The organism is Streptomyces sp. NPDC051578, assembly GCF_044454045.1.
Taxonomy (GTDB): Bacteria; Actinomycetota; Actinomycetes; order Streptomycetales; family Streptomycetaceae; genus Streptomyces.
The window spans coordinates 532,752-552,732 of record NZ_JBITDH010000003.1; the positions used below are offsets into that span (position 1 = coordinate 532,752).

Below are 19,981 nucleotides of genomic sequence, written 5' to 3' on the forward strand. Positions count from 1 at the left end.
CGTGCAGGCGTACGGGACGGTCGGAGACGGGGACGGTGGAGCCCAGAGCCCCGAGACGGTAGCCCCGGCTTGACCTCAACCACGCTTGACGTTCCACGCTGGGCACACGGCGACGACAGGAGGTTCGTATGACAACGTTTCAGCTGCCGGATCTGGCCCGGCCTGACGCCGGGACCACGCTGATCAGCGAGTGGATCGTGGACATGCGGGACCGTCAGGACCGGGCGGCCCGTGCGCTGCTCGGGGAGTGGGGCGAGCTGTCGGCCAGGTTTCACCCCGAGGCTTTCCTGCGGCTCAGCTGCTTCGCAAGCGCGGACGGACGTGTGCTGCTGAGCGTCGCGCAGTGGACCAGCGACGAGGCTCACCTCGCCTTCGTCCGCGAACACCGGGCTGAGATGGTCAACCGCATCGACCGCGAGATCCCCGGGATCCGGCGTCCCGGGCTGGTCCGCTACCGGTTGGCGCACACCGTCGTGCCGGACAACGCCGGCGACGACACGACCGACGTGATCGTCGTCGCGCGCACCGAGAGCGAGCCGGCGCCCCATGCCGCGCGCTGGGCCGAGGCCACCGCCGACCGGCTACGGGCGGCCCCGCACCCCGGCATGGGAACCGCGCACGTGTTCGTGAGCGAGGACGGTGCGCATGGCCTGCTCTACGCACCGGTGACACAGGCGGATGGCGTTGCCGGTGCGCGGCCCTACCGGCTGCTCGGAACGGTCGCAGGGCCGGAGGCCGGTGGGGACGGCGCAGGACCGGCGGGAGGGGGGCCGGCGTTCTGACGGTGCGGGAGCGCAACCGACGCCGGCCAGCCGTTCCCGCAGCTCCCACAGGCGGTCCCCGGAGGGGGCCGCCTGTGGGGCGAGCCCGGTGTGCTCCCCGAGGGTGTGGATGTGGGCAGTCGTGATCCGCTTCTGCATTCAGAACGACGTCTCGCGGACGCTTGCCTTGGCCGCCGGCTCCACGGTCACGGTGATGACCGAGCGGTGGCCGTCACTGGTGAACGTGACGGTGAGGGTGTCGTCCGCGGTCTGCGCGGTGGTGGTACGGAAACCACGGCCCGGGATCGCGGAGATCAGGCAGACACCCCGACTGCCGTAACGGACCGTGGCCTTACCGCCCTGCGAGGGGATGGTGTGCAGCCCCGCTCCGCCGTCCTCGCAGGCCACGCCGGTCTTCGACGCCGCCGTCCGGGGCATCGCCGAGGAACTCTTGGCCGGGGCAGGAGGTGTCGGGGACGACGGCTGCGCCGCCGACACCGTGGGCGAGGCCGTGGCGGACGTGGACGGCGTCGCCGACGGCGTGCTCGGTGCGGGGCTCGCGCCGGCCTGCCACGCCGGCGGCGTCTCGATGACCACCGGGGCGGACCTGGCCACCGGGGGAGTGTGCCGGGTCGTGCCGACCACGAACTGGACCGTGCCGAGCACGGCGGCCACGCTGGCAGCCGTGCACGACACCCATATGAGCAGGTAACGCGGAATCCGGGGCACGGCCCCATGGTGAACGACGCGCCGGCCGCTCCGTCAGGGAGGGGGCATGGGAACGCCGACGTCCTGCGACCCGTGTACGGGCCGCAGGACGGGGCTGCGACGGGAGCGGGGGACCGCGGGGGCGCCTACCTCGGGGTACCGAAGTCCTGCGTCCACCACGGACCGCCGTCGCCCTTGTGGACGCCTATGCCGATCTCCGTGAAGGCGCAGTTGAGGATGTTGGCCCGGTGGCCGGGGCTGTTCATCCAGGAGTTCATGACCGCGTCGGCGTCGGCCTGGCCGCGGGCTATGTTCTCGCCGAGCCGGGACCAGCCGTACCCGGCGGCCTCCACGCGGCTGGTCATGGTCGACCCGTCCGGACCGGTGTGGGACATGACGCCGCTACGGGCCATCGTGTCGCTGTACGCCCGCGCGGCGGCGGTGAGCGCGGAGTCGGTGGCGAGCGGGCCGCACCCGGCCGCGGCCCGCTCATTGTTGACGAGGGCCAGCACCGCGGAGTCGGTGCCGCTGTCGGCGGTGCCGGAGCCCCCGGTCCCGCCGGACCCGCCGGAGCCCCCGGCCGTGGTCCCGGCGGGCTTCGGCTTCGGCTTGGGCGTGACCTTCTCGGCCTTGGGCGTCTCCGGCTCGGTCGAAGCGCTGCTCTGCGCCGCCGAGGGCGTCGCGGGAGCGGTGGATCCCGTAGCCGAGGCGGTGGGGCCTGGGGAGGCCTGAGCAGGAGCCGTCGTAGCGGCCGGGCTGCCGGCGCCGACGCCCGCCGTCTTCGACACCGCGCCCGCGGCCCCGTCGGCCCGCGCGTCCCGGTGGCCCTCACCGTCGGAGTCGGCCACCGCCACTCCGACGGCCACCACCGCGGCGGCGGCGGTGACCGACAGCACGATGCGCGTACGCACCGTCTTCCTCCGCCGCGCCTCGACACGGGACGGGACGACGGGAGTTCGGCTAGGGCTCATGCCGGTGACACCTCACAAGGCAGGGAGAACAGGGGAGTTCACCCGAGCCTAGGCCCGTGACCAGCGCGGACGGCGCCGTGGAGGCGTTCTTCAGGTTCCCTTAAGGAACCCCGCAGGATCACCTCAGGAACAAGCCGGACCATCCCCATACGTCTGGGACGTGCTTGAGAAGCCGATCCGGTCGATATTCGTATCGATGACGACGTGGTCCGCAGCGGCGCGCGCTGAACGGTCCCCGTGGTCGAAGACGTGCGGCTCCCCGGGGCGGCTACGGCGCGCTGGTGAAGGCACGGCGGTAGGAGCGGGGTGGGACTCCCCGGCGCCGTACGAACTGTTCGCGCAGGACGGCCGCGCTCGCGTAGCCGACGCGACGGGCGACCTCCTCGATGGGGAGGTTGGTGGTTTCCAGGAGTTCCTCGGCCCTGAGCAGTCGCAGGCTCCGCAGCCAGGCGTGCGGGGTGGTGCCGGTCGCGGCGGTGAAGCGGCGGGTGAAGGAGCGTTTGCTCATCAGGGCGCGGCGGGCGAGCTCCGTGACGGGCAACGGCTCGTGGAGGTGCTCGCGGGCCCAGCCGAGGACTTCGGCGAGCCGCTCGTCCTGGCCGTCTGCGGGGACGGGCGCGGCGAGGTACTGGGCCTGTCCCCCCTCGCGGTGGGAAGGCAGCACCATGTCCCGGGCGACGGCGTTGGCCAGCGACGCGCCGTGCTCCCGCCTCAGGAGGTGGACGCACAGATCGAACCCTGCGGCGGCTCCCGCGCCCGTCACGACGCTTCCCTCGTCGATGTAGAGCGCATCGGGTTCCACCATGACCTCCGGGTGGCGGTCGGCGAGCAGTTCGGCGAACCTCCAGTGCGTGGTCACCCGGCGGCCGTCGAGCAGTCCGGCGGCGGCGAGCGCGAAAGCGCCGACGCAGTGGGCCGCGACCACCGAACCGCGCTCGTGCGCAGTCGTCAGCGCTTCGAGTACCGCGGGGGCGGGGGGTGTGCGGAATTCGGCGCCCGGCAGCGCGATGACCAGATCGGCGTCGGCGAGCCGGTCCAGTCCGTGCGCGACGGACAGGGGCACTCCGTGGTCCGTGGGCACCGGTCCGGGCCGGTCGGCGCACAGGGCGAAGTCGAAACCGGGCAGCGCCGCCCCGTGGGGGCCGAACACCTCGGTGACGATGCCGACGGCGAGCATGCCGACGCCGGGAGGGACGTACGCGGCGACGGTCTTGAAAGGCGGCATGCGGGCAGTGTGGCACACGTGGCACGAAACCTGCGATGCGTGGCAGCAGTGCCGCTCGTGAACTGCCGCCGCTCCCAGCAGGATGGGGGGCATGACAGACGCACCGCTCGGCCGCACCGCCGCATTCAAGGTCCTGACCACCGGCTACGTGGGCTCCACCGGCCCCGGGGTCGCCGCCACCGTCTCCTACGTTTCCGACGGGGACCGCCACGTGATCTTCGATCCGGGCATGGTGGCGAGCCGCGACCACATCTTCGGCCCGCTCGCCGAGTTGGGGCTCGGCCCCGACGACATCACCGATGTGGTGCTCAGCCATCACCACCCGGACAACGTCATGAACGTGGGACTCTTCGGTCGTGCCCGGGTACACGACCACAAGGTGGAGTACCTGGGCGACCACTGGACGAACCGCGACGCCGAGGGGTACGAACTCACCCCGTCGCTGCGGCTGATCCGCACCCCGGGCCACAGCCCCGAGGACATCACGCTGCTGGCGGGCACGGACTCGGGCGTAGTGGCCTTCGCCGGCGACCTGTGGTGGCACGCCGACGGCCCGGCGGACGACCCGGTTGCCCCGGACCGCGAGGTACTGCGCGCCTCCCGGCTGCGGGTGCTGGCCGCTGCAGACCTGATCGTGCCCGGCCACGGCGGCCCGTTCAGGCCCGAGCCCGGCACGCCGCGCTGACCCTGTGTCTCGCCCCTCGCCGTGATCCCGGTGTGGGGCGGCGATACTCGCCGATCACGAGCTTGGGCGATGGACGTGCCATGCATGGGGTGCCATGATCACGCGGGCGTCGGGCACGGGTCCGGCCCCTCGGGGGAGAGATCATGAAGTTGTACCTCGCTCTACCGCTTGTGCTACTGGCGTTGCTCGCCGCTGCCTCCGGTGTTGCTGCCGTGTCCCGCGGATGGGTGCTTCCCATGAACCGGCGCCATGTCCGTTCCCCGCATCTGTACGGATGGGGTCAGCTCGTGGTGGCTTGCGCGCTGTGCTGGCAGGTGGTCTTCGGGCTGGTGATCAGTGACTCGGGCACCCGACCGGCGGGGACGCTGATCGGCGGTGTGATTCTCCTGATCGGGCTCACGGCCATCATGGTGAGCCGGCTCGACCGCGGGAATCGGAAAGGGGCGTAGCCGCGTTCCTCGTACAGGTTCGCGACGCGCGACAGCCAGGACCGGGACGGACTTCCACGAGCCGAACCGTCCGGCAGGAACGGGCGAACCCGCTCCCCACTCGGCATCGTTCGGATCTCCCCGCCCCATCGTCACATCAACGACAACGACGGGGAGCAGTCATGCGAACGGCCGGACCAGGACTGGTAGACCAAGCTCCAGGGGCCACCCAGGTCGCCATCGGCTGAGCCATTCGTCGAAGTCCTCTCGCCGGAACCGAGGATCCACCGGCTTCAGCCGAATCTGGGGTCGTTCAGCAACCCACCAGACCTCAAACTCCGTCTCGGTGCCCTCCGTCGGCCACAGAGCGGCATCTTCCGGCAGCAACAACACGTCGACGAAGCCGCCGACGACGAGTCCGATGTCTACGAAGACGCCGATCGTGCCAGGTCTTGGTACCTGGACTACCCTTCCGGAAACGCGCTGGCCGATGTGCAGTCGGCGCCGTGTACCCTCCCACTCCTCCGTGCTCACCATCAGGGACATCTTCCCAGGACATGAGCCCTTACGGGACAGCCTTTAGAAGGCGGAGTGGGTGAACCAGTGGGTGAGGAGGTCCGGGTCGCCGAGGCGGTCGAAGGCGGCGTCCTGGTGGTCCAGGCGGCCGTAGAGGACCAGAAGCAGGTCGGCGGCCGTTCCCCGGACCGTGGCGTCCGCAGTGCCGGGACCGTCGTCTTCGGAGACCAGGGCGAAGCCGTCGGGGCGCAAGCCGACCAGCCAGTCGCCGTCGGCGTCCGTGCAGGTGAAGCGAACCGTCCGGTCCGGGGCCCGGAGTTGGGCGGTCAGCGGCGCGAAGGGAGAAGCGAACGGCAGGTTCGTGAGGAACTCGTCGATCCCGTCGACCGCCCGTGCGCGGTCGATGTGCGGTGAGAGTCCGAGTGCGAGTTGGGCATCGGCTCGGTGGACCAGAGTCTCGAACAGCATGCGCCGGACCCAGAACCGGGCGTGCTGGTCGACTCCCCAGGCCCACATCGGCGCGTCGAGGTCGGTGGCGGCGAACACCTCGGCGGCCTCGCTCGCGCTCGCGGCCAGCCACGCGGGAAGGCCTTCCGGCTGCTCCGGCAGGCGCAGGTCGACCTCGCGGCTGGTCGGCGGCTGCTGGATGCGGCGGCGGAGGAGCTCGGTGAACCAGCGGTGGACGCTTCCGACGTGCTGCGTGAGGTCCTTGAGGGTCCAGCCGGGGCAGGTCGGCACCGGGGTGGAGAGGTCGGCCGCTGTGACCGTGGCGACGAACTCGGCGGTCTCGGCCGCGACGGCCGCTGCGTGCTGGGCGGGATTCATGAATGCCCTTCCTCTGATGGTGCTGCCCAGGCGGGCGCCGATGCTTAATGGTGTGTATAGTTTAGGTCATTAAGCAATGGCGGGCCAATCCGCAGGCGCCGGGTGCGTCAGAGCCGTCGGGACCGGGGCCCATGCCCGCTCCAGTAGCCGCCATGGGCCCCGCAGGACTGCGAACCTGAGACCGCCGGCGGGGCTTCGTCGCGGCCACCGGGTCGGTTTGGAACAGCGACGACCAGGGCTGGAATACCCCGTTTCCGCTGTTGCTGCCCCGCTCGCGCGGTGCCACCATTTCAGTTCGGGACTGCGTGCACGGTCGGGGCGTGCGGAAGGCGTCGTAGTCACCGCGAGCATGCCGGTATTCAGGCTGTCGTCTCTGCAGATGGGGTCAAGACCATGCCCGAACGGCGGTTGATTCGGGGAGGGCACTCGCAGACCGCACGCAGGTTTTCACGACGTGCGAGGGCGAGGGCCATCGGCTGCGGTCTCGCTGCCTGCGGGCTCTTCACCGCGACGGTCTGCGTCGAAAGCCAAGCGGCAGCGCTTGAGGTTCGCGGCGCTCCCGCTTCCTTCATCTCTCAATTCAGTCCGTCGGACATCGCGAAGATCGATGCCGCGGCCGGACAGAGCCTGGGACATCAGATAACCGGCGTCGTCGTCAGTGTCTCGGACCCGGCCCGCGGAACCCTCCTGAAAGCCTATGGCAAGGCAGCCGCGGGCGGCCGTCGGATGACGCCCGACGTGCACTACCGTACGGCCAGCGTCACCAAGGCGCTGACCGCGCAAGCGATCCTGCGCCTCGGCGACCAGGGAAAACTCTCGCTGAGCGACACCATCCGGAAATACGTCGCAGACTTCCCCAACGGCAGCAAAATAACGCTCCATGACCTCCTCGGAATGCGCGGCGGTGTCTACAACTACACGGACGACGCACAATTCCTGGGCCAATACGCCAAGAACCCGCTATGGCCCGGGTGGACGCCCGATGACGCCGTCAAGATAATGAAGCGGCATGCCGAGGACTTCCGTCCGCACGGCACGAAGACGGTGTACTCGGATTCCGAGTACATCCTGCTGGGTGTCGTGATACAGAAAGTCACCGGACAGCCGGCCGACGTCTACATCAGCCGGACCATCCAAGATCTCGGCCTCAAGAACACCACTTTCCCGGCCACCGACGTGAACCTGCCCCGGCCCTATTCCAACGGCTACTGGTACACGCCCCCGGCCGGCTCCCCGCTGCCGCTCTGCCCCACCGCAGGCCCGTCCACCAACTCGCCTTCCCCGTCAGGTTCCGACTGTCACGTCGACATGACACGCGGCAACCCGCAGGTGCCCTGGACCGCCGGGGCGGTCGTGTCCACCGTGTCGGACATGACGAGGCTCGCGCCCGAACTGGCGACGGGCGCCGGCCTGAAGCCGGCCACGGCCAAGGAACGCCAGGAATGGACATCCATGTCGAATCCCGGCAGTGACGTCCCACTCGAATACGGGCTGGGCCTCATGCGGATCGGGGACTGGATCGGGCACGACGGAGCCATCTTCGGGTACAGCACCATGGTCTTCTACCTGCCCTCTCGGAAGTCCAGCGTCGTCGTGATGGCCAACGCCAGCAACGCGGAGAGCGTCACCGCCCTGGACCTCTGGGGCAAAGTCGTCACCCAGCTCTACCCGGACACCCTTTCCGGCCGACGCTAGCCTGCATGGTGCCGTTCCGTGCCGTTCCGTGCCGTTCCGTGCCGTGCCGTGCCGTTCCGTGCCGTGCCGGATCGAGTTCAGCGGTCCTTGAGGAGCGCGCAGGCGAAGTCCTCCTGGACCGTGCGCAGTCGGGCGAGCAGCGCAGGCTTGTTGCTCTTGCTGGTCTGGGTGTTGATGGAAAACGTGAGGGAGCGGGTGCCGTCCGGGGTGGTGGCGGCGAGCTGGGTGTAGCCGGGGAAGTTGCCGGTGTGGCCGTAGAGGACGCCGCAGCGGGTGGTGTACTGGTAGATCGCGAGCCCTGCCGCGTTGGTGCCCGGGCCCGCCGGTTCCGAGGAGTCGCCCGGGCGGAAGGTGAGTTGCTCCTTGCGGGTCTTCTCCGACAGCAGGGCGGGGCCCCCGTACGCGCGAATGAAGACGCCCAGTTCCCTCGGGGTGGAGACGATGCCGCCGGAAGCCCAGACCCCGGAGGCGCTCAGGACCTCGCTGACGTCCTCGGGTTCGGCGCCCGGGGTGACGTCGTAGCCGTGCAGGTACGGCCGGGGGAGCCGGTAGCCCAAGGGCAGGCTGGTCTGCCGCAGGCCGAGGGGGCGGTACACGAGTTCCTCGAGCAGGTCTTCGTACCGGCGGCCGGTGGCCTCCTCGGCCATGAGCGCGACAGCGATGTTGTCGGAGTTGGAGTACTCGTACAGGGTGCCCGGACGGAACTGCAACGGCTCGTCCGCGACGAAGCCGAGGAGGGTGCGCGGGTCGAACAGGTGGCGGGGGTCGGCCTGCAGGATGCTCAGGAACTCGGGGTCGGCCGTGTAGTCGGGCAGTCCGCTGGTGTGCTGGAGGAGCTGGCGCAGGGTCACCGCGTGCCAGTCGGCGGGCAGGCCGGGCAGCCGTTCGCCGATGGTGTCGTCGAGGGAGAGGACCTTCTCGTCGACCAGCCGGAGGGCCACGGCCCCGCTGAACGCCTTCGAGATGCTGGCGATGCGCATGTGGTCGTCGAGGTCCGGGCGCCGTCCCGTGGCGACGTCGCCGACACCGGCGGTGTACACCTGTGTCCGGCCGCCCCTGGTGAGTACGGCGATCGCCCCGGGCGGGCCGTCGTCCTGGGCGACGAGCCGTTCGAGCCGCTGCTGGAGGCGTTCGTCGTGGTCCGGGCGCCCTCCTGCGGCGCCCGGACCCGCGCTCGCCGCCTGCGCGGGCGGGAGGAGCGCGCCGAGCGCGGCGGCGGTGAGGGCGACGGCGGACAGGCCGGTGCGGAAGCGGCGTACACGGGTGGGCACGGGTGTCTCCCGGTGTGGGGCGGAGTCGGCCGGCGGCCGGTGCGGGCGTGCCGGTACCGCCTGCTTAGCAGCCGTGCCGGTGTTGCGGGCGCGCGGCACGCGTGGCCGGGTCCGGTCGGCGGACACACGGGTCCCCCGCGCCGGGCGTGTCGCACGTCGGGCGCGTCGTACGTCAGGCGCGTCGTGCGTAGGAGGTGTCGGCCCTGGCCGTTCGTCGAGGCCCCCCGTACCCCCGCGTCGCTGTTCGAGAGCGCCCGGGGACGCCCTTCAGGCGGGCGGGACGAGAAGGGCCGCCGCCGAGGTGGCGTGCCGCAGGGAGGAGGCTCGGTCGGCGCCGCGCTGTCCGAGGACCACCCTGGTGCTCAGTCCGTCCAGCAGGGCGAGCAGCTCCGACGCGCGGGCGGGCACGTCCAGACCGGCGGTGAAACGTCCCTGGGCCACGCCCTTGGCGAGCAAGGCCTCCAGGTCCCGCTGCCAGCCGTCGTCCATCTCCTGCTGGGCGGCGCGCAGCTCCTCGTTGGAAGCGGTGCGGGCCCATAGTTCGATCCACAGCGTCCAGCGCGGATCGCGGGGGCCGCGCGGCAGGTAGAGCTCCAGGAACAGCGCGAGCTTGCGGTGCGCCGTGACCCGTCGTTCCAGCAACTGTGCACGTTCCGCCGCGAGTTGGTCCTCGCTCCAGCGCAGCGCGGCCAGCAGCAGCCGGTCCTTGCTGCCGAAGTAGTAGAGGATGTGGCCGCCGCTGGTGCCCAGGCGCTCGGCGAGCGCGGACATGGTGAGCTCCGCGAGGCCGCCCTCGGCGATCGCCGCCATGGCCTCTTCCAGCATCCGCTCCTGGGCGATCCGCCCGTCGCGCCGTCGCGCCGACCCCGCTGCTCCCGCCGCCACCTGCTCCCGCCTTCCCGATCTTCGTGGCCCGACCTTATCCCGGACAGGGTCTTGACGTGGTCCCGATCGGCGGCGCATCTTGAATGCCATTCAAGAACTTAGAACGTCATTCAAGATTCAGTGGGTCCACAGTCAGGGGTACGGCGCATGACGCAACACGACGCGACGCAGGACATGACGCAGGACATGGCGCAAGACACGACGGCCGACGTCGACGAGGTGTTCCGGGTCGAGACCCACGGCATCGATCCCATCCCCGACGCCGAGCGCCACGGCGGCGCCCAGGACCTGTTCTGGCTCTGGTTCGGCTCCAACCTCACGTTCACCTACGTGATCAACGGCGCCCTCGCCGTGGCCTTCGGCCTCTCCTTCTGGCAGGCCACGGCCGTCGTCGTGATCAGCGGACTCTCCTTCTTCGCTGTCAGCGCCGCCGGGCTCAGCGGCATCCGCACCGGCACCGCCACCCTCGTCATCTCCCGGGCCGCCTTCGGCGTCCGCGGGAACTTCCCGGCCGGCGTCCTGAACTGGGTGGTGAGCATCGGCTACACCATCGTCAACACCGTGGTCGGCACCCTTGCCCTGGAAGTGTTCTTCGCCGAAGTCGGCTTGGGCGAAGGAACGGCGGTACGGGCCCTCGCGCTCGGCATCACCCTCGCGCTCACCTTCGCCGTCGCGATGTGGGGCCACGCCACCGTCCAGTTCGCCGAGCGCTGGATGGCCTACGTCCTCGCCCTCGGCTTCGGCGCCCTGCTGGTCTTCCTCCTGTCCGGCGCCGAGACCGGCGCCCCGGCCGGCGGCGCCGCCCCCGGCCTGTCCGGTTGGAGCCTCGCCTTCGTCGTGATGCTGGCCGGCCCCTTCTCGTACCTGCCGATGCCCGCCGACTACACCCGCTACCTGCCCCGGACCACCTCGTTGAGGTCGATCACCTGGATGGGGGCGCTCGGCGGGTTCCTCTCCTCCGTCGCGCTCGGCGTCGCCGGGATCGCCGCCGCCACCCAGACCGACATGACCGACGCCGTGGCAGGGGCCGAGAGCCTTCTCCCCACCTGGTTCAAGCCGGTGTTCCTGGCCCTCGTCCTCGGCGGCTCCGTCACCAACTCGATCATCACCCTCTACTCCTCCAGCCTGAACCTCCAGGTCCTCGGCATCCCGTGGAGCCGTGCCCGCGCCATCGTCATCAGCGCCGCGGTCACCGCCGTCGGATCGCTCGCCGCGCTCTTCCTGACCGACTTCACCACCTCGCTTCTCTCGTTCCTCTCGTTGCTGATCATCGTGTTCGCCCCCTGGGGCGGGGTCTTCCTCGCCGACATGGTGCTGCGCCGCTGCCGCTACGACTCCGACGCGCTGCACGCCGGGAGCGCCGGCGCCTACTGGTACCGGGCCGGCTGCCACCCCGCGGGCCTGGCCGCGCTGCTCGCGGGCCTGGTCTTCGCCGCGCTGACCTGCGACTCCGAGCTGTGGACCGGCCCGCTGGTGGCCCCGCTCGGCGGCGCCGACCTCACCGTGCTCGGCTCGGTCGTCTCCGCGCTCACGTACTGGGCCCTGGCCCGGCGGACGCTGCGCCAGGCGTACGCCCCGGCGGCCTGAGTCCGCCGAACCCCCGAGGCCTCGCACCCGCCCGCCCCGCCGGGCCGCCCCACCCCGACCCCCGACCCGCCCCGTCCGCCCCCTCTGCACAGGAGCACCGATCATGCCGCACCCCTTCCCCGCCGATCTGCTGCTCACCGGAGCCCGGATCCACACCGTCGACCCCGACCTGCCCGAGGCCGAGGCCCTGGCCGTTTCCGACGGCCGGATCGTCTGGCTCGGTCCGGACGCGGAGGCCGCAGCGTGGGCCGGCCCGGACACCGAGCGGCTCGAGGCGGGCGGCCGGCTGGTCCTGCCCGGCTTCGTGGACGCCCACAACCACGTCCGGCTCGGCTCCGACGCTGCCTGCGTACAGCTGGCCGGCGTACGGACCCTGGAGGCGATCCTCGACCGGATCGCGGCCTGGCGCGATGCCCACCCGGACGCCGCGTGGATCGAGGCCGAGGCCTTCGACTACTCCGCGATCCCCGGCGGCCGGATGCCCACCGTCGCCGACCTGGACCCGGTCACCGGGGACGTCCCGGCGATCGTGCTCTCGTACGACGTGCACACGGCCTGGCTGAACACGGCGGCGATGCGTCGGCTGGGGATCGCGAGGGACCGCACCGACCTGCCCTTCGGCACCGCGGCCGTCGACCCGGAGACCGGGGAGCCCACCGGCTTCGTCAAGGACTTCGCGATCAAGGGACTCTCCCGGGAAGGCCACCGGGCGCTGCGCGAGCTCGGGGTGCCGTGGGCCTCGCCTGACCGGCAGTACGGGCGCCTCGCCAAGAGCCTGGACGACGCGATCGGCTTCGGTATCACCACCGTGGTGGAGCCGCAGAACTCCCTGGACGACCTGGAGCTGTACGAGCGGGCCCGCGCCGAGGGCCGGCTCCGCTCACGGATCGTGGCGGCGCTGTTCCACCCGCGAGGCACCACGGAGGAGGAACTCGACGCGTTCGAGGCGGCGGCCCGCACGTACGCGGGGGACCGCCTGCGAGTGGGGCCGCTCAAGCTGTACATCGACGATGTGGTCGAGCCGCGCACGGCCGCGCTGCTGGAGCCGTACACCGGCTGTGGGGCGCACCGGGGCGAGACGTTCTACCCGGCGGAGGAGTTCGCGGAGCTGCTGGCGCGGTTGGACGCACGCGGGTTCCAGTGCTTCGTGCACGCCACGGGGGACCGGGGGATCCGTACGGTCCTGGACGCGGTGGAGCACGCCCGCGCGGTCAACGGGCCGAGGGACGCGCGCCACCAGGTGGTGCACGTGGAATGCCTGGACCCGGCGGACGTGCCGCGCTTCGCCGGGCTCGGCGTGGTGGCCTGCATGCAGCCGAGGCACTGCGCGCCGGAGATCGCCGGGCCGGGCCAGGACTGGGCGGAGAACGTGGGAGAGGGCCGCTGGCACAAGGCGTGGCCGATGCGGAGCCTGCACGAGGCCGGCGCGGTGCTGGCGTTCTCCAGCGACTGGAACGTGGCAGAGATGGACCCGATGATCGGGATCTACACGGCGGTCACGCGCCGCCCGCTGGACGGCGGCGATCCATGGCAGCCGGCCGAGACGGTGGACGTCGCGACGGCGGTGTACGGCTACACGATGGGCTCGGCGTACGCCAACTTCCTGGAGCACGACCGGGGTTCACTGACGGTGGGCAAGGCGGCCGATTTCGTGGTGCTGTCCCGGGACATCCTGGCCGTGGCCCCGGAGCGGATCCCGGGCACGGTGGCGGAGACGGTGGTGGTCGCCGGGGAGGTGGTCCACCGGGCCGGCCGGTCCGCTCCTACCGGATCGCCGCGCTGACCCACCCTTTCCGGCGCGGACCGTTCCCTCACAGGGCCGCCCTTCGGCAGGCCCTGTGACGAGCCGCCCTACTGCGGAGGGCCGGTCCCGCGCCACTGCGGTGCCGCGCGGTCGCGGTCGTCCGGCGGGCCGACGACGGTCCACTGCTGAACGGTTGCGGCGTCCAGTCCGGTCTCCGCGGCGATCACCTCGGGGGGGACACCGGCGCGGTCGGCCGCTTGTGCGGCCCGCTGCAGCTCGGTGATCCGGCTCGCCAGCCCGTGCACACGCACCGCCTCGGGAGCCGTGACCAGCATGCAGGCTTCGGCGGCCAGGCGCTGCATCGTGTGCCGCAGCCGTTCGCGGGCCAGGGTCGCGTCGGCGGCGGACCGTTCTTCCTGCGGCGGTCCACCGGTTTCGTAGGCCCCGGGTACCGGGCCGGGGCCGGACGCCGTGTCCGACCCCGGGGGATCGGTCAGCGGCTGCCGGTCCGCCTCGGCGCTGAACGTCACTGCCACCGTTTCCTCCGGACGGCGTTCCTCCATCTTCGCCAGCAGGACGAACGCGGCCTTGTCCTGCGCGGTGAACGGTGGCTGGGTCATCGAGCGCGGCCACAGCCGGTAGCGCAGGACCACATTGATCTCCGCTGCGAGCAGCGTCAGCCGGGCCCCGATGTACAACCAGGACAGCAGCCCGATCACGATCGCGAAGAAGCCGTAGACGTCGCTGGCGTGGGCTATGGCGTGACGGACGTAGAAGGTGCCCGCGGCCTGTAGCCCTTGCCAGAAGGCGGTGGCGAGCGCCGCGCCGACCAGGACGTCCCGTACGCGCACCGTGGCCGCGGTCAGCAAGGTGAAGGCGGCGAGGAAGACCCCGAAGTTGACCAGCGTCGCTACCGCCCAGGTCCACGGGCCGGCCAGTACCCCGAGCCCGGAACCGAGGCTGGCGAGTGTGGTGGACATCAAGATCGCCAGCCCCAGCAGCACCAGGACCGTGAAACCCCGCAGCTGTCGGCCGACGTACCCCGGCCAATTCTTGAAGGGGACGTTCCATATGGTGTTCATCGCGTTCAGGGACGCCTGACCGAGGCCCTGGGTGCCGTAGACCGCGCCGAGCACGCCCAGGACCAGCGCCACGCCGCTGCCGCGCAGTGGGTGGGCGGAGCTGCGCAACTGGCTCCCGAGGACGGGGAAGTTGGCCAGCGCCGAGTTCACCAGCCGATGCTCCAGGGCGGGGTGCCCACCGATCACGAAGCCGAGGATCGTCGAGAACAGCAGCAGCAGAGGGAAGATCGCGAACATCCCGTACCAGGCGATGAGCGTGGCCTTGCCGCCGGCCTGGTCGTTGCCGAACTTCTGCATGACCGCGAACGGCAGCCCTACGACGGTGTGGCGCTGTTGGAACTGATCGATCCGCCGTACGACGACCTCCGCGCGGTTCATCACGCCACCTCCGGGCAAACCTGCAGACGAGGGCCCCTCCACCATCGTGCGCCTGATCGACCTCGCGCGACCAGGCGGGAGTCGATCACGGGCAGAAGGCGCAGGCTGGCCGGCCACCGGCGCAAGGGTTGGTGCATGTGCAAACCAGCTGCATCTCTACCGGTCTCTACCGGTCTCTGCGGGCCTCCTACAGGGAGTCGACCGTCCGCAGCACCGGCACCAGTTGCGAGCGGAGGGTGCCCGCGTGGGGCTGGAGGGAGCCGTCGAACGCGGCGGAGCCGATGGTGAAGGCGTCGGCTCCGGCTGCCGCGACGGCCCGTATCCGGTCGACGCCGGTGATGGAACCGGCGACGACCAGGCGGCCGGCGGTCGCGGCGCGGGCGGCGCGGACCAGGTCGAGCGGGTCCGCGTCGGTGGCGCGGTAGGCCAGCAGGTCGACTCCGGCGCAGCCCTCCGCTTCGGCGAGCCGGCAGTCCGCGGCGATCTGCTGCGGATCTCCGGCGAGGCGGGTGGGGTGGCCGGTCGGCCTGCCGACGAACGGCAGGTAGCCGATCCGGGTGCCGTCCAGGAGACCGAGGGCCTCTTGGGCCCAGGTGCCGCCCATGAGCCAGTCGACACCGAGTTCGACCGCGGTGCGCACTGATGCGAGGGCCTGTTCGCGGTCGGTGCTGACGACTTCGAGGTACGTGGTGGCGCCGGAGTCCCTGAGTCGGGTGTGGAGCCGGGAGAGGGTGTCGCGGTCGACGCCCACGTCCTTGAAGCCGATGTGGGTGATGCCGAGGCCCTCGATGGTGTCGAGGACGTCGAGGCAGTCGGCGACGGTGCGGTCGTCGCGGGTGAGCATGAAGATGAAGTCCATGGTCCTGCGGCTTTCTCGGGGTGCGGGCGAGCGAACGGTGCCTTGCGGGATCAGGGACGGCCGGGAGCCGACAGCTCGTCGGCCCGGCGCAGCGCGTTGAGCAGGCTGGTGTGGTCGGCTTTGCCGAGGCCGGCGATGTCGAAGGCGGTGCCGTGGTCGACGCTGGTGCGGACGAACGGCAGGCCGATGGTGATGTTGACGCCGTGTTCGATGCCCAGGTACTTGACGGGGATCAAGCCCTGGTCGTGGTACTGGGCGACGACGGCGTCGAAGTGCCCGGCCCGCGCCTTCATGAAGACGGTGTCCGCGGGCCAGGGGCCGCTGGCCCGGATGCCCTCGCGCTGCGCCAGTCCTATCGCGGGGGCTATGACGTCGAGGTCCTCGCGGCCGAAGAGTCCGTTCTCGCCGGCGTGCGGGTTGAGGCCGGCCACCGCGATGCGCGGGGCGGCCAGACCCCCGCGCCTCAGCGCGCGGTGGGTGAGGCGGATGACGGAGAGTTCACGGTCGGTGGTGATCGCGTCGAGTGCGGTGCGCAGGGACTGGTGGACGGTGACCAGGACGGTGCGCAGTTCGTCCGTGGCCATCATCATGGCGTAGTCGTCGGTACCGGAGAGGTCGGCGAGGATCTCGGTGTGACCGGGGTGGGGGACACCGGCGAGGCGCAGGGCTTCCTTGTTGACGGGGGCGGTCACCACGGCCCGTACGTCGTTGTCGAGGGCGAGTCGGACGGCGCGGCGCACGTAGGCGTAGGAAGCGGCGCCGGCGCGGGCGTCCAGGGCGCCTTGCGGGAGGTCGTCGGGGAGATCGCTCGCGGCCAGGACGTCCACCGTGCCGGGGGCGTGGGTGGCCTGGTCGAGTGAGCTGATGGCGCGGACGGTCAGCCGCGTGCGGGCGGCGAGATCGGCGCGGGCGAGGACACCGGGGTCGCCGATGACGACGACCGGCACCGTGCGGCGGGGGTCGGCGCAGGCCCTGAGGGTGATCTCCGGGCCGATGCCGCAGGCGTCGCCCATGGTGATGGCGATCGGGGTCATGTGTCGTGCCTTCTGTCGAGGGGCGGTGTGAGGGGTCGGGGGAGGGGCTGTCGGGCGAGCCGGCACAGGCGCAGGAGTGTGGCGTCGTCGCCGAAGCCGCCGGCTTTGACGAGCAGCGGCAGCTCGGAGCGACCCAGTAGCCTGCCGCGGGCGGTCCCGGGTTCGGGTTCGTCGATCAGGGTGATGCCGGTCGCGCCGAGGGCGTGGAGCACCGTCGCGGCGGTCTCCCCGCCGGTGATCACGAGGGCATCGACGGCGCTCTCGTCGGCCAGGAGGTGCACGGTGGCCGCCAGCGACACGGCGAGGGCCCTCGCGGTGGCTGCGCCGTGGCGTTCGTCAGGGGTCCGCAGGGTCAGTACTTCGCAACTCAGACGCCGTGCCGCGGCGAGCGCCGCACGCGGATCCTCGGTGACGCACACCCCGTCGGCATCCGCCCCCGAGTGAAGGGCCGCCAACTGCCGGCGGCTGACGGGGTTGGCGCTGCCGACGACCACCAGAGGACGGCGCGCCGGTTCCGGGGCCGGAGCGGGTTCGGCGACCCGGCGCGCACAGCGTCGGGCGAGGGCCGCGGCGAGACCTGGAGAGCCGACCCACAGCGCCGTGTCGAGACGGGTCACGGCCTGCACGTACCGGTCGAGGTCCTCGTCCCGCGAGGCCGAAGAGACGATCAGGCCGCCCTCGGCGATCAGGCGGGGCAGCTCCCCGGCCTGGTGCGGCTCGACCAGCGCCGCCTCCGGAAGCAGCGCCGCCAGGTCCGCGGAGGCGACCGGGTGCGCGGGGTCGTGTGCGAAGTCGCTCTCGTCCACCGGTACGCCGTGGACGTACTGGACGCCGGCCGCCGTCACCCGGCCCTGCGCCGGGAAGGCGGGTGCGACGACCGCCGCTCGGCGTCCCGACCCGGCCCGCGCGGCCCGGATCTCGGCGGCCACGTGCCCCCGAAGGGTTGAGTCCACCGTCTTCAGCAGCACGTCACCAGCCGCCCATGCCGACGCCGCGTCCCGCATACGTGCCGCGGCTTCCGCCTCCGCCAGCAGCCGGGTGCCCAGGTCGATGGCGGTCACGCCCGGGGCGTACCGGTCGGCGGCGGCCGGTTCGCCGAACAGGATCCGGGCCGGGTGGCCGGTACGGCGAAACGGTGCCGCGCCGTCCCCGGCGCTGGTGAGGTCGTCGGCAAGGACGGTGATGCTCGACGGGGGAGCGGTGAACAGGGGCATGATGCCTCTCCGTTGGCTGTCCGGTGACGAGATCAATACTGCTGTCACGGAAACCGCTGGACAAACGATTCGTTCTCACGAGAGGTGTGAGTAGATTTCACACATGCGCCGGCCCGACCTCCCCCCGCTCAACACCCTGCTCCCCTTCGAGGCGACCGTCCGTCACGCGAGCATGACCGCCGCCGCCCGAGAGCTCCACGTCACCCACGGCGCGGTCAGCCGTCAGATCCAGAATCTCGAACGAGCCCTCGGCCTCACCCTGTTCGAGCGCGGCACGCGCACCCTGAGCCCCACCCCCGAGGCGCGGCAGCTCGCAGCCGTCGTCCGCGACGCCCTCGACCAGATCGACACCGCCGCCCGGCTGATCTCCCGGCGCCCGATCACCGGGCCGCTCACCCTCTCCTGCGAGCCGACCCTCCTGATGCGCTGGCTCATCCCGCGCCTGCCGGACCTCACCGCACAGGCCCCCGACCTCGATCTGCGCCTGTCCGCGGGAGGCGGCCCCTTCCACCCGGACCGCGACAACGCCGACCTCGCGATCCGCCGCGACGACTTCCCCTTCCCACCGGGGCTGAGCAGCACCCTCCTGTTCCCCGAACGTATCGGGCCGGTCTGCCGCCCCGACCTCGCACCCAGCGCCACCGCCCCGGACGGCATCGCGGCGGGCGTCCTCCTCCACAGCGCCACCAGACCCGGGGCGTGGGACGACTGGCGGCGCGTCACGGGAATGACGGCCGTGGCAGGCTCCGAGCAGACCTTCGAACACTTCTACCTGACGCTGCAGGCCGCCGCAGCCGGCGTCGGCACCGCCATCGGCCCCTACGCCCTCGTCCACGATGACCTGGCACGAGGACAACTCGCCGCCCCCCACGGCTTCGCCCCCGACGGCACCGGCTACCACCTCCTCAGCCGCCGTCCGCCCGAGGACGACGTACGGATCTCCCTCCTGCTCGCGTGGCTGCGCGCCCAGGCAGCACGACTCGACGACGGCGAGCCGTGAGCTCCTCGGCCCACCGACGCCGTCCGTCGGGGAGTTCGACCATGCGGTCCGAGCGGTGACGTGGTGATGCGGTGGCGCGGGGCGGTGATGTCTTTCGCGGACGGGTGGTCGACGGACCCGCGGACGTGGCGGATCCACGCGGTCGGGCGCCGCCGGGGACATGATGGATCCTCAGAAGCCTGCTGCTGCGGATACGGAGGGCGAAGAGCGTGTACCGACCCGACGGATGGGACACGCGGGTGCGGATCGGAGTGCTGACCCCGCATGCCGACGTAGGACCGGAGTCCGAGTTGCGGGCCATGGCGCCCGACGACATCGGTATCCATGCGGCCAGGGTCCCCTTCGGCGCGATGCGGTCGGGCGGGGCCATGGATCCCACGATCGCGCTCGCTCCCGTACGGGCCTTCGCCGAACCTCCCCATGTCGACGCCGCGGCGGAGCTGCTGGCCGCAGCCCCCGTCGACGTGCTCGCGTTCGCGTTCACCAGCTCGGCGTACGTGATCGGGGCCGAAGCCGAGGCGCGGATGCTGGACCGGCTGTCCGCCCGGGCGCACGGCCTGCCGGTCGTCGGCACCTGCTCCGCGACGACCCTGGCGCTGCGGGCCGTGGGCGCGTCCCGCATCGCCCTGGTCGACCCGCCGTGGTTCAGCGCGGAACTGGACCGACTCGGCCGGGCCTACTACGAAGCCGCGGGCTTCGACGTGGTGTATGCCGCTCCCTGCGCGCTGCCCAGCGGGCAGCAACTGATCCGGCCCGCCGAACTGCACGACTGGGTCGTCGCCCACGTACCGGCCGAGGCCGAGGCCGTCGTCATCGGCGGCAACGGGTTCCGGGCCGTCGGAGTGGTGGAGAGCATGGAGGGGACGCTGGGACGAACCGTGCTGACGGCCAACCAGGTGCTGCTGTGGGCCGCTCTCCGCGCTGCCGGGAGCGCAGCCGTCGGCATCGACGGGTACGGGCGACTGTTCTCGCGCACTGCCGACCGATGACACCACCGTCTTCCGGGCCGGTCCTTCGGCGGGGCCCAGGGGAGGCTGCCCCCGCCCGGGAAGGCCGCTGATCCGGCGGCCGTCCGCAGGGCAGTGGCGCCGCGGATCGGCGAGCTCCTCGCCG

At 71.6% G+C, this 19,981-nt stretch carries 20 protein-coding genes; 9 read left to right on the forward strand and 11 right to left on the reverse strand.

Annotated features, from left to right (window positions below; all coding sequences use genetic code 11):
• The first annotated feature begins 128 nt into the window (after nucleotides 1–128).
• The gene (locus ACIA6C_RS18560) at nucleotides 129–782 is read left to right on the forward strand and encodes an antibiotic biosynthesis monooxygenase (protein ID WP_399277090.1); all 654 of its coding nucleotides are present in this window, start codon (nucleotides 129–131) and stop codon (nucleotides 780–782) included.
• Nucleotides 783–920: 138 nt separating this feature from the next.
• On the opposite strand, the gene ACIA6C_RS18565 is transcribed toward ACIA6C_RS18560, so the two are convergent.
• Nucleotides 921–1,199, reverse strand: coding sequence for a hypothetical protein (locus ACIA6C_RS18565; protein ID WP_399277091.1), 279 nt, complete (start codon nucleotides 1,197–1,199; stop codon nucleotides 921–923).
• 13 nt (nucleotides 1,200–1,212) lie between these two features.
• Between ACIA6C_RS18565 and ACIA6C_RS18570 the strand changes: the two genes are divergently transcribed.
• Nucleotides 1,213–1,473: a hypothetical protein gene (locus tag ACIA6C_RS18570; protein ID WP_399277093.1), complete on the forward strand. Its 261-nt coding sequence runs from the start codon at nucleotides 1,213–1,215 to the stop codon at nucleotides 1,471–1,473.
• 142 nt (nucleotides 1,474–1,615) lie between these two features.
• Here the strand turns inward: ACIA6C_RS18570 and ACIA6C_RS18575 are convergent, their stop codons facing one another.
• Both ACIA6C_RS18575 and ACIA6C_RS18580 read right to left on the reverse strand, forming a co-directional pair.
• Nucleotides 1,616–2,380, reverse strand: a complete 765-nt coding sequence (locus tag ACIA6C_RS18575; protein ID WP_399277095.1) for a CAP domain-containing protein — start codon at nucleotides 2,378–2,380, stop codon at nucleotides 1,616–1,618.
• A 328-nt stretch (nucleotides 2,381–2,708) separates the two neighbouring features.
• Nucleotides 2,709–3,665, reverse strand: a complete 957-nt coding sequence (locus tag ACIA6C_RS18580) for a GlxA family transcriptional regulator (RefSeq protein WP_399277097.1) — start codon at nucleotides 3,663–3,665, stop codon at nucleotides 2,709–2,711.
• Nucleotides 3,666–3,756: 91 nt separating this feature from the next.
• Between ACIA6C_RS18580 and ACIA6C_RS18585 the strand changes: the two genes are divergently transcribed.
• The gene (locus ACIA6C_RS18585; protein WP_399277099.1) at nucleotides 3,757–4,350 is read left to right on the forward strand and encodes an MBL fold metallo-hydrolase; all 594 of its coding nucleotides are present in this window, start codon (nucleotides 3,757–3,759) and stop codon (nucleotides 4,348–4,350) included.
• Nucleotides 4,351–4,493: 143 nt separating this feature from the next.
• Nucleotides 4,494–4,799, forward strand: coding sequence for a hypothetical protein (locus ACIA6C_RS18590; RefSeq protein ID WP_399277101.1), 306 nt, complete (start codon nucleotides 4,494–4,496; stop codon nucleotides 4,797–4,799).
• A 159-nt stretch (nucleotides 4,800–4,958) separates the two neighbouring features.
• Here ACIA6C_RS18590 and ACIA6C_RS18595 read toward each other — a convergent pair whose 3' ends face one another.
• Nucleotides 4,959–5,315, reverse strand: a complete 357-nt coding sequence (locus tag ACIA6C_RS18595; RefSeq protein WP_399277102.1) for a hypothetical protein — start codon at nucleotides 5,313–5,315, stop codon at nucleotides 4,959–4,961.
• A 42-nt stretch (nucleotides 5,316–5,357) separates the two neighbouring features.
• Nucleotides 5,358–6,119, reverse strand: a complete 762-nt coding sequence (locus tag ACIA6C_RS18600) for a maleylpyruvate isomerase family mycothiol-dependent enzyme (RefSeq protein ID WP_399277104.1) — start codon at nucleotides 6,117–6,119, stop codon at nucleotides 5,358–5,360.
• A gap of 393 nt (nucleotides 6,120–6,512) precedes the next feature.
• Here ACIA6C_RS18600 and ACIA6C_RS18605 point away from each other — a divergent pair, with 393 nt between their 5' ends.
• Nucleotides 6,513–7,814 carry a serine hydrolase domain-containing protein gene (locus ACIA6C_RS18605; RefSeq protein WP_399277106.1) on the forward strand — a complete coding sequence of 434 codons (1,302 nt, stop codon included), beginning with the start codon at nucleotides 6,513–6,515 and terminating at the stop codon, nucleotides 7,812–7,814.
• 77 nt (nucleotides 7,815–7,891) lie between these two features.
• Here the strand turns inward: ACIA6C_RS18605 and ACIA6C_RS18610 are convergent, their stop codons facing one another.
• Nucleotides 7,892–9,085, reverse strand: coding sequence for a serine hydrolase domain-containing protein (locus tag ACIA6C_RS18610; RefSeq protein ID WP_399277108.1), 1,194 nt, complete (start codon nucleotides 9,083–9,085; stop codon nucleotides 7,892–7,894).
• Between the two features lie 267 nt (nucleotides 9,086–9,352).
• A complete protein-coding gene (locus ACIA6C_RS18615) occupies nucleotides 9,353–9,910 on the reverse strand; it encodes a TetR/AcrR family transcriptional regulator (protein WP_399277311.1) in 558 nt (185 codons plus the stop codon).
• Nucleotides 9,911–10,156: 246 nt separating this feature from the next.
• On the opposite strand from ACIA6C_RS18615, the gene ACIA6C_RS18620 reads away from it, so the two are divergent.
• Both ACIA6C_RS18620 and ACIA6C_RS18625 read left to right on the forward strand, forming a co-directional pair.
• The gene (locus ACIA6C_RS18620) at nucleotides 10,157–11,557 is read left to right on the forward strand and encodes a purine-cytosine permease family protein (RefSeq protein WP_399277313.1); all 1,401 of its coding nucleotides are present in this window, start codon (nucleotides 10,157–10,159) and stop codon (nucleotides 11,555–11,557) included.
• Nucleotides 11,558–11,660: 103 nt separating this feature from the next.
• Complete coding sequence (locus tag ACIA6C_RS18625) at nucleotides 11,661–13,340, forward strand: amidohydrolase (RefSeq protein ID WP_399277110.1); 1,680 nt, start codon at nucleotides 11,661–11,663, stop codon at nucleotides 13,338–13,340.
• Nucleotides 13,341–13,408: 68 nt separating this feature from the next.
• Here the strand turns inward: ACIA6C_RS18625 and ACIA6C_RS18630 are convergent, their stop codons facing one another.
• From ACIA6C_RS18630 to ACIA6C_RS18645, 4 genes are all read right to left on the reverse strand, one after another.
• Nucleotides 13,409–14,761: a YihY/virulence factor BrkB family protein gene (locus tag ACIA6C_RS18630; protein ID WP_399277112.1), complete on the reverse strand. Its 1,353-nt coding sequence runs from the start codon at nucleotides 14,759–14,761 to the stop codon at nucleotides 13,409–13,411.
• 187 nt (nucleotides 14,762–14,948) lie between these two features.
• Nucleotides 14,949–15,620: a HisA/HisF-related TIM barrel protein gene (locus ACIA6C_RS18635; protein ID WP_399277114.1), complete on the reverse strand. Its 672-nt coding sequence runs from the start codon at nucleotides 15,618–15,620 to the stop codon at nucleotides 14,949–14,951.
• A gap of 50 nt (nucleotides 15,621–15,670) precedes the next feature.
• Nucleotides 15,671–16,654, reverse strand: a complete 984-nt coding sequence (gene pdxA, locus ACIA6C_RS18640) for a 4-hydroxythreonine-4-phosphate dehydrogenase PdxA (RefSeq protein WP_399277116.1) — start codon at nucleotides 16,652–16,654, stop codon at nucleotides 15,671–15,673.
• Complete coding sequence (locus ACIA6C_RS18645; protein ID WP_399277118.1) at nucleotides 16,651–17,868, reverse strand: four-carbon acid sugar kinase family protein; 1,218 nt, start codon at nucleotides 17,866–17,868, stop codon at nucleotides 16,651–16,653. Before ACIA6C_RS18645 ends, pdxA begins: the two co-directional genes overlap by 4 nt.
• A 103-nt stretch (nucleotides 17,869–17,971) precedes the next feature.
• Between ACIA6C_RS18645 and ACIA6C_RS18650 the strand changes: the two genes are divergently transcribed.
• Both ACIA6C_RS18650 and ACIA6C_RS18655 read left to right on the forward strand, forming a co-directional pair.
• Nucleotides 17,972–18,868, forward strand: coding sequence for a LysR substrate-binding domain-containing protein (locus ACIA6C_RS18650; RefSeq protein ID WP_399277120.1), 897 nt, complete (start codon nucleotides 17,972–17,974; stop codon nucleotides 18,866–18,868).
• Between the two features lie 209 nt (nucleotides 18,869–19,077).
• Nucleotides 19,078–19,857 (forward strand): maleate cis-trans isomerase, encoded by a 780-nt coding sequence (locus ACIA6C_RS18655; RefSeq protein WP_399277122.1) that lies wholly within the window; start codon nucleotides 19,078–19,080, stop codon nucleotides 19,855–19,857.
• Nucleotides 19,858–19,981 lie beyond the last annotated feature (124 nt).

Bases quoted from the DNA above. Each gene is read 5' to 3' on its own strand.
- ACIA6C_RS18560 (WP_399277090.1), top strand. From the start codon at position 129: ATGACAACGTTTCAGCTGCCGGATCTGGCCCGGCCTGACGCCGGGACC.
- ACIA6C_RS18565 (WP_399277091.1), bottom strand. From the start codon at position 1,199: ATGCCCCGGACGGCGGCGTCGAAGACCGGCGTGGCCTGCGAGGACGGC.
- ACIA6C_RS18580 (WP_399277097.1), bottom strand. From the start codon at position 3,665: ATGCCGCCTTTCAAGACCGTCGCCGCGTACGTCCCTCCCGGCGTCGGC.
- ACIA6C_RS18585 (WP_399277099.1), top strand. From the start codon at position 3,757: ATGACAGACGCACCGCTCGGCCGCACCGCCGCATTCAAGGTCCTGACC.
- ACIA6C_RS18590 (WP_399277101.1), top strand. From the start codon at position 4,494: ATGAAGTTGTACCTCGCTCTACCGCTTGTGCTACTGGCGTTGCTCGCC.
- ACIA6C_RS18595 (WP_399277102.1), bottom strand. From the start codon at position 5,315: ATGGTGAGCACGGAGGAGTGGGAGGGTACACGGCGCCGACTGCACATC.
- ACIA6C_RS18600 (WP_399277104.1), bottom strand. From the start codon at position 6,119: ATGAATCCCGCCCAGCACGCAGCGGCCGTCGCGGCCGAGACCGCCGAG.
- ACIA6C_RS18605 (WP_399277106.1), top strand. From the start codon at position 6,513: ATGCCCGAACGGCGGTTGATTCGGGGAGGGCACTCGCAGACCGCACGC.
- ACIA6C_RS18615 (WP_399277311.1), bottom strand. From the start codon at position 9,910: ATGCTGGAAGAGGCCATGGCGGCGATCGCCGAGGGCGGCCTCGCGGAG.
- ACIA6C_RS18620 (WP_399277313.1), top strand. From the start codon at position 10,157: ATGGCGCAAGACACGACGGCCGACGTCGACGAGGTGTTCCGGGTCGAG.
- ACIA6C_RS18625 (WP_399277110.1), top strand. From the start codon at position 11,661: ATGCCGCACCCCTTCCCCGCCGATCTGCTGCTCACCGGAGCCCGGATC.
- ACIA6C_RS18630 (WP_399277112.1), bottom strand. From the start codon at position 14,761: ATGAACCGCGCGGAGGTCGTCGTACGGCGGATCGATCAGTTCCAACAG.
- ACIA6C_RS18635 (WP_399277114.1), bottom strand. From the start codon at position 15,620: ATGGACTTCATCTTCATGCTCACCCGCGACGACCGCACCGTCGCCGAC.
- pdxA (WP_399277116.1), bottom strand. From the start codon at position 16,654: ATGACCCCGATCGCCATCACCATGGGCGACGCCTGCGGCATCGGCCCG.
- ACIA6C_RS18645 (WP_399277118.1), bottom strand. From the start codon at position 17,868: ATGCCCCTGTTCACCGCTCCCCCGTCGAGCATCACCGTCCTTGCCGAC.
- ACIA6C_RS18650 (WP_399277120.1), top strand. From the start codon at position 17,972: ATGCGCCGGCCCGACCTCCCCCCGCTCAACACCCTGCTCCCCTTCGAG.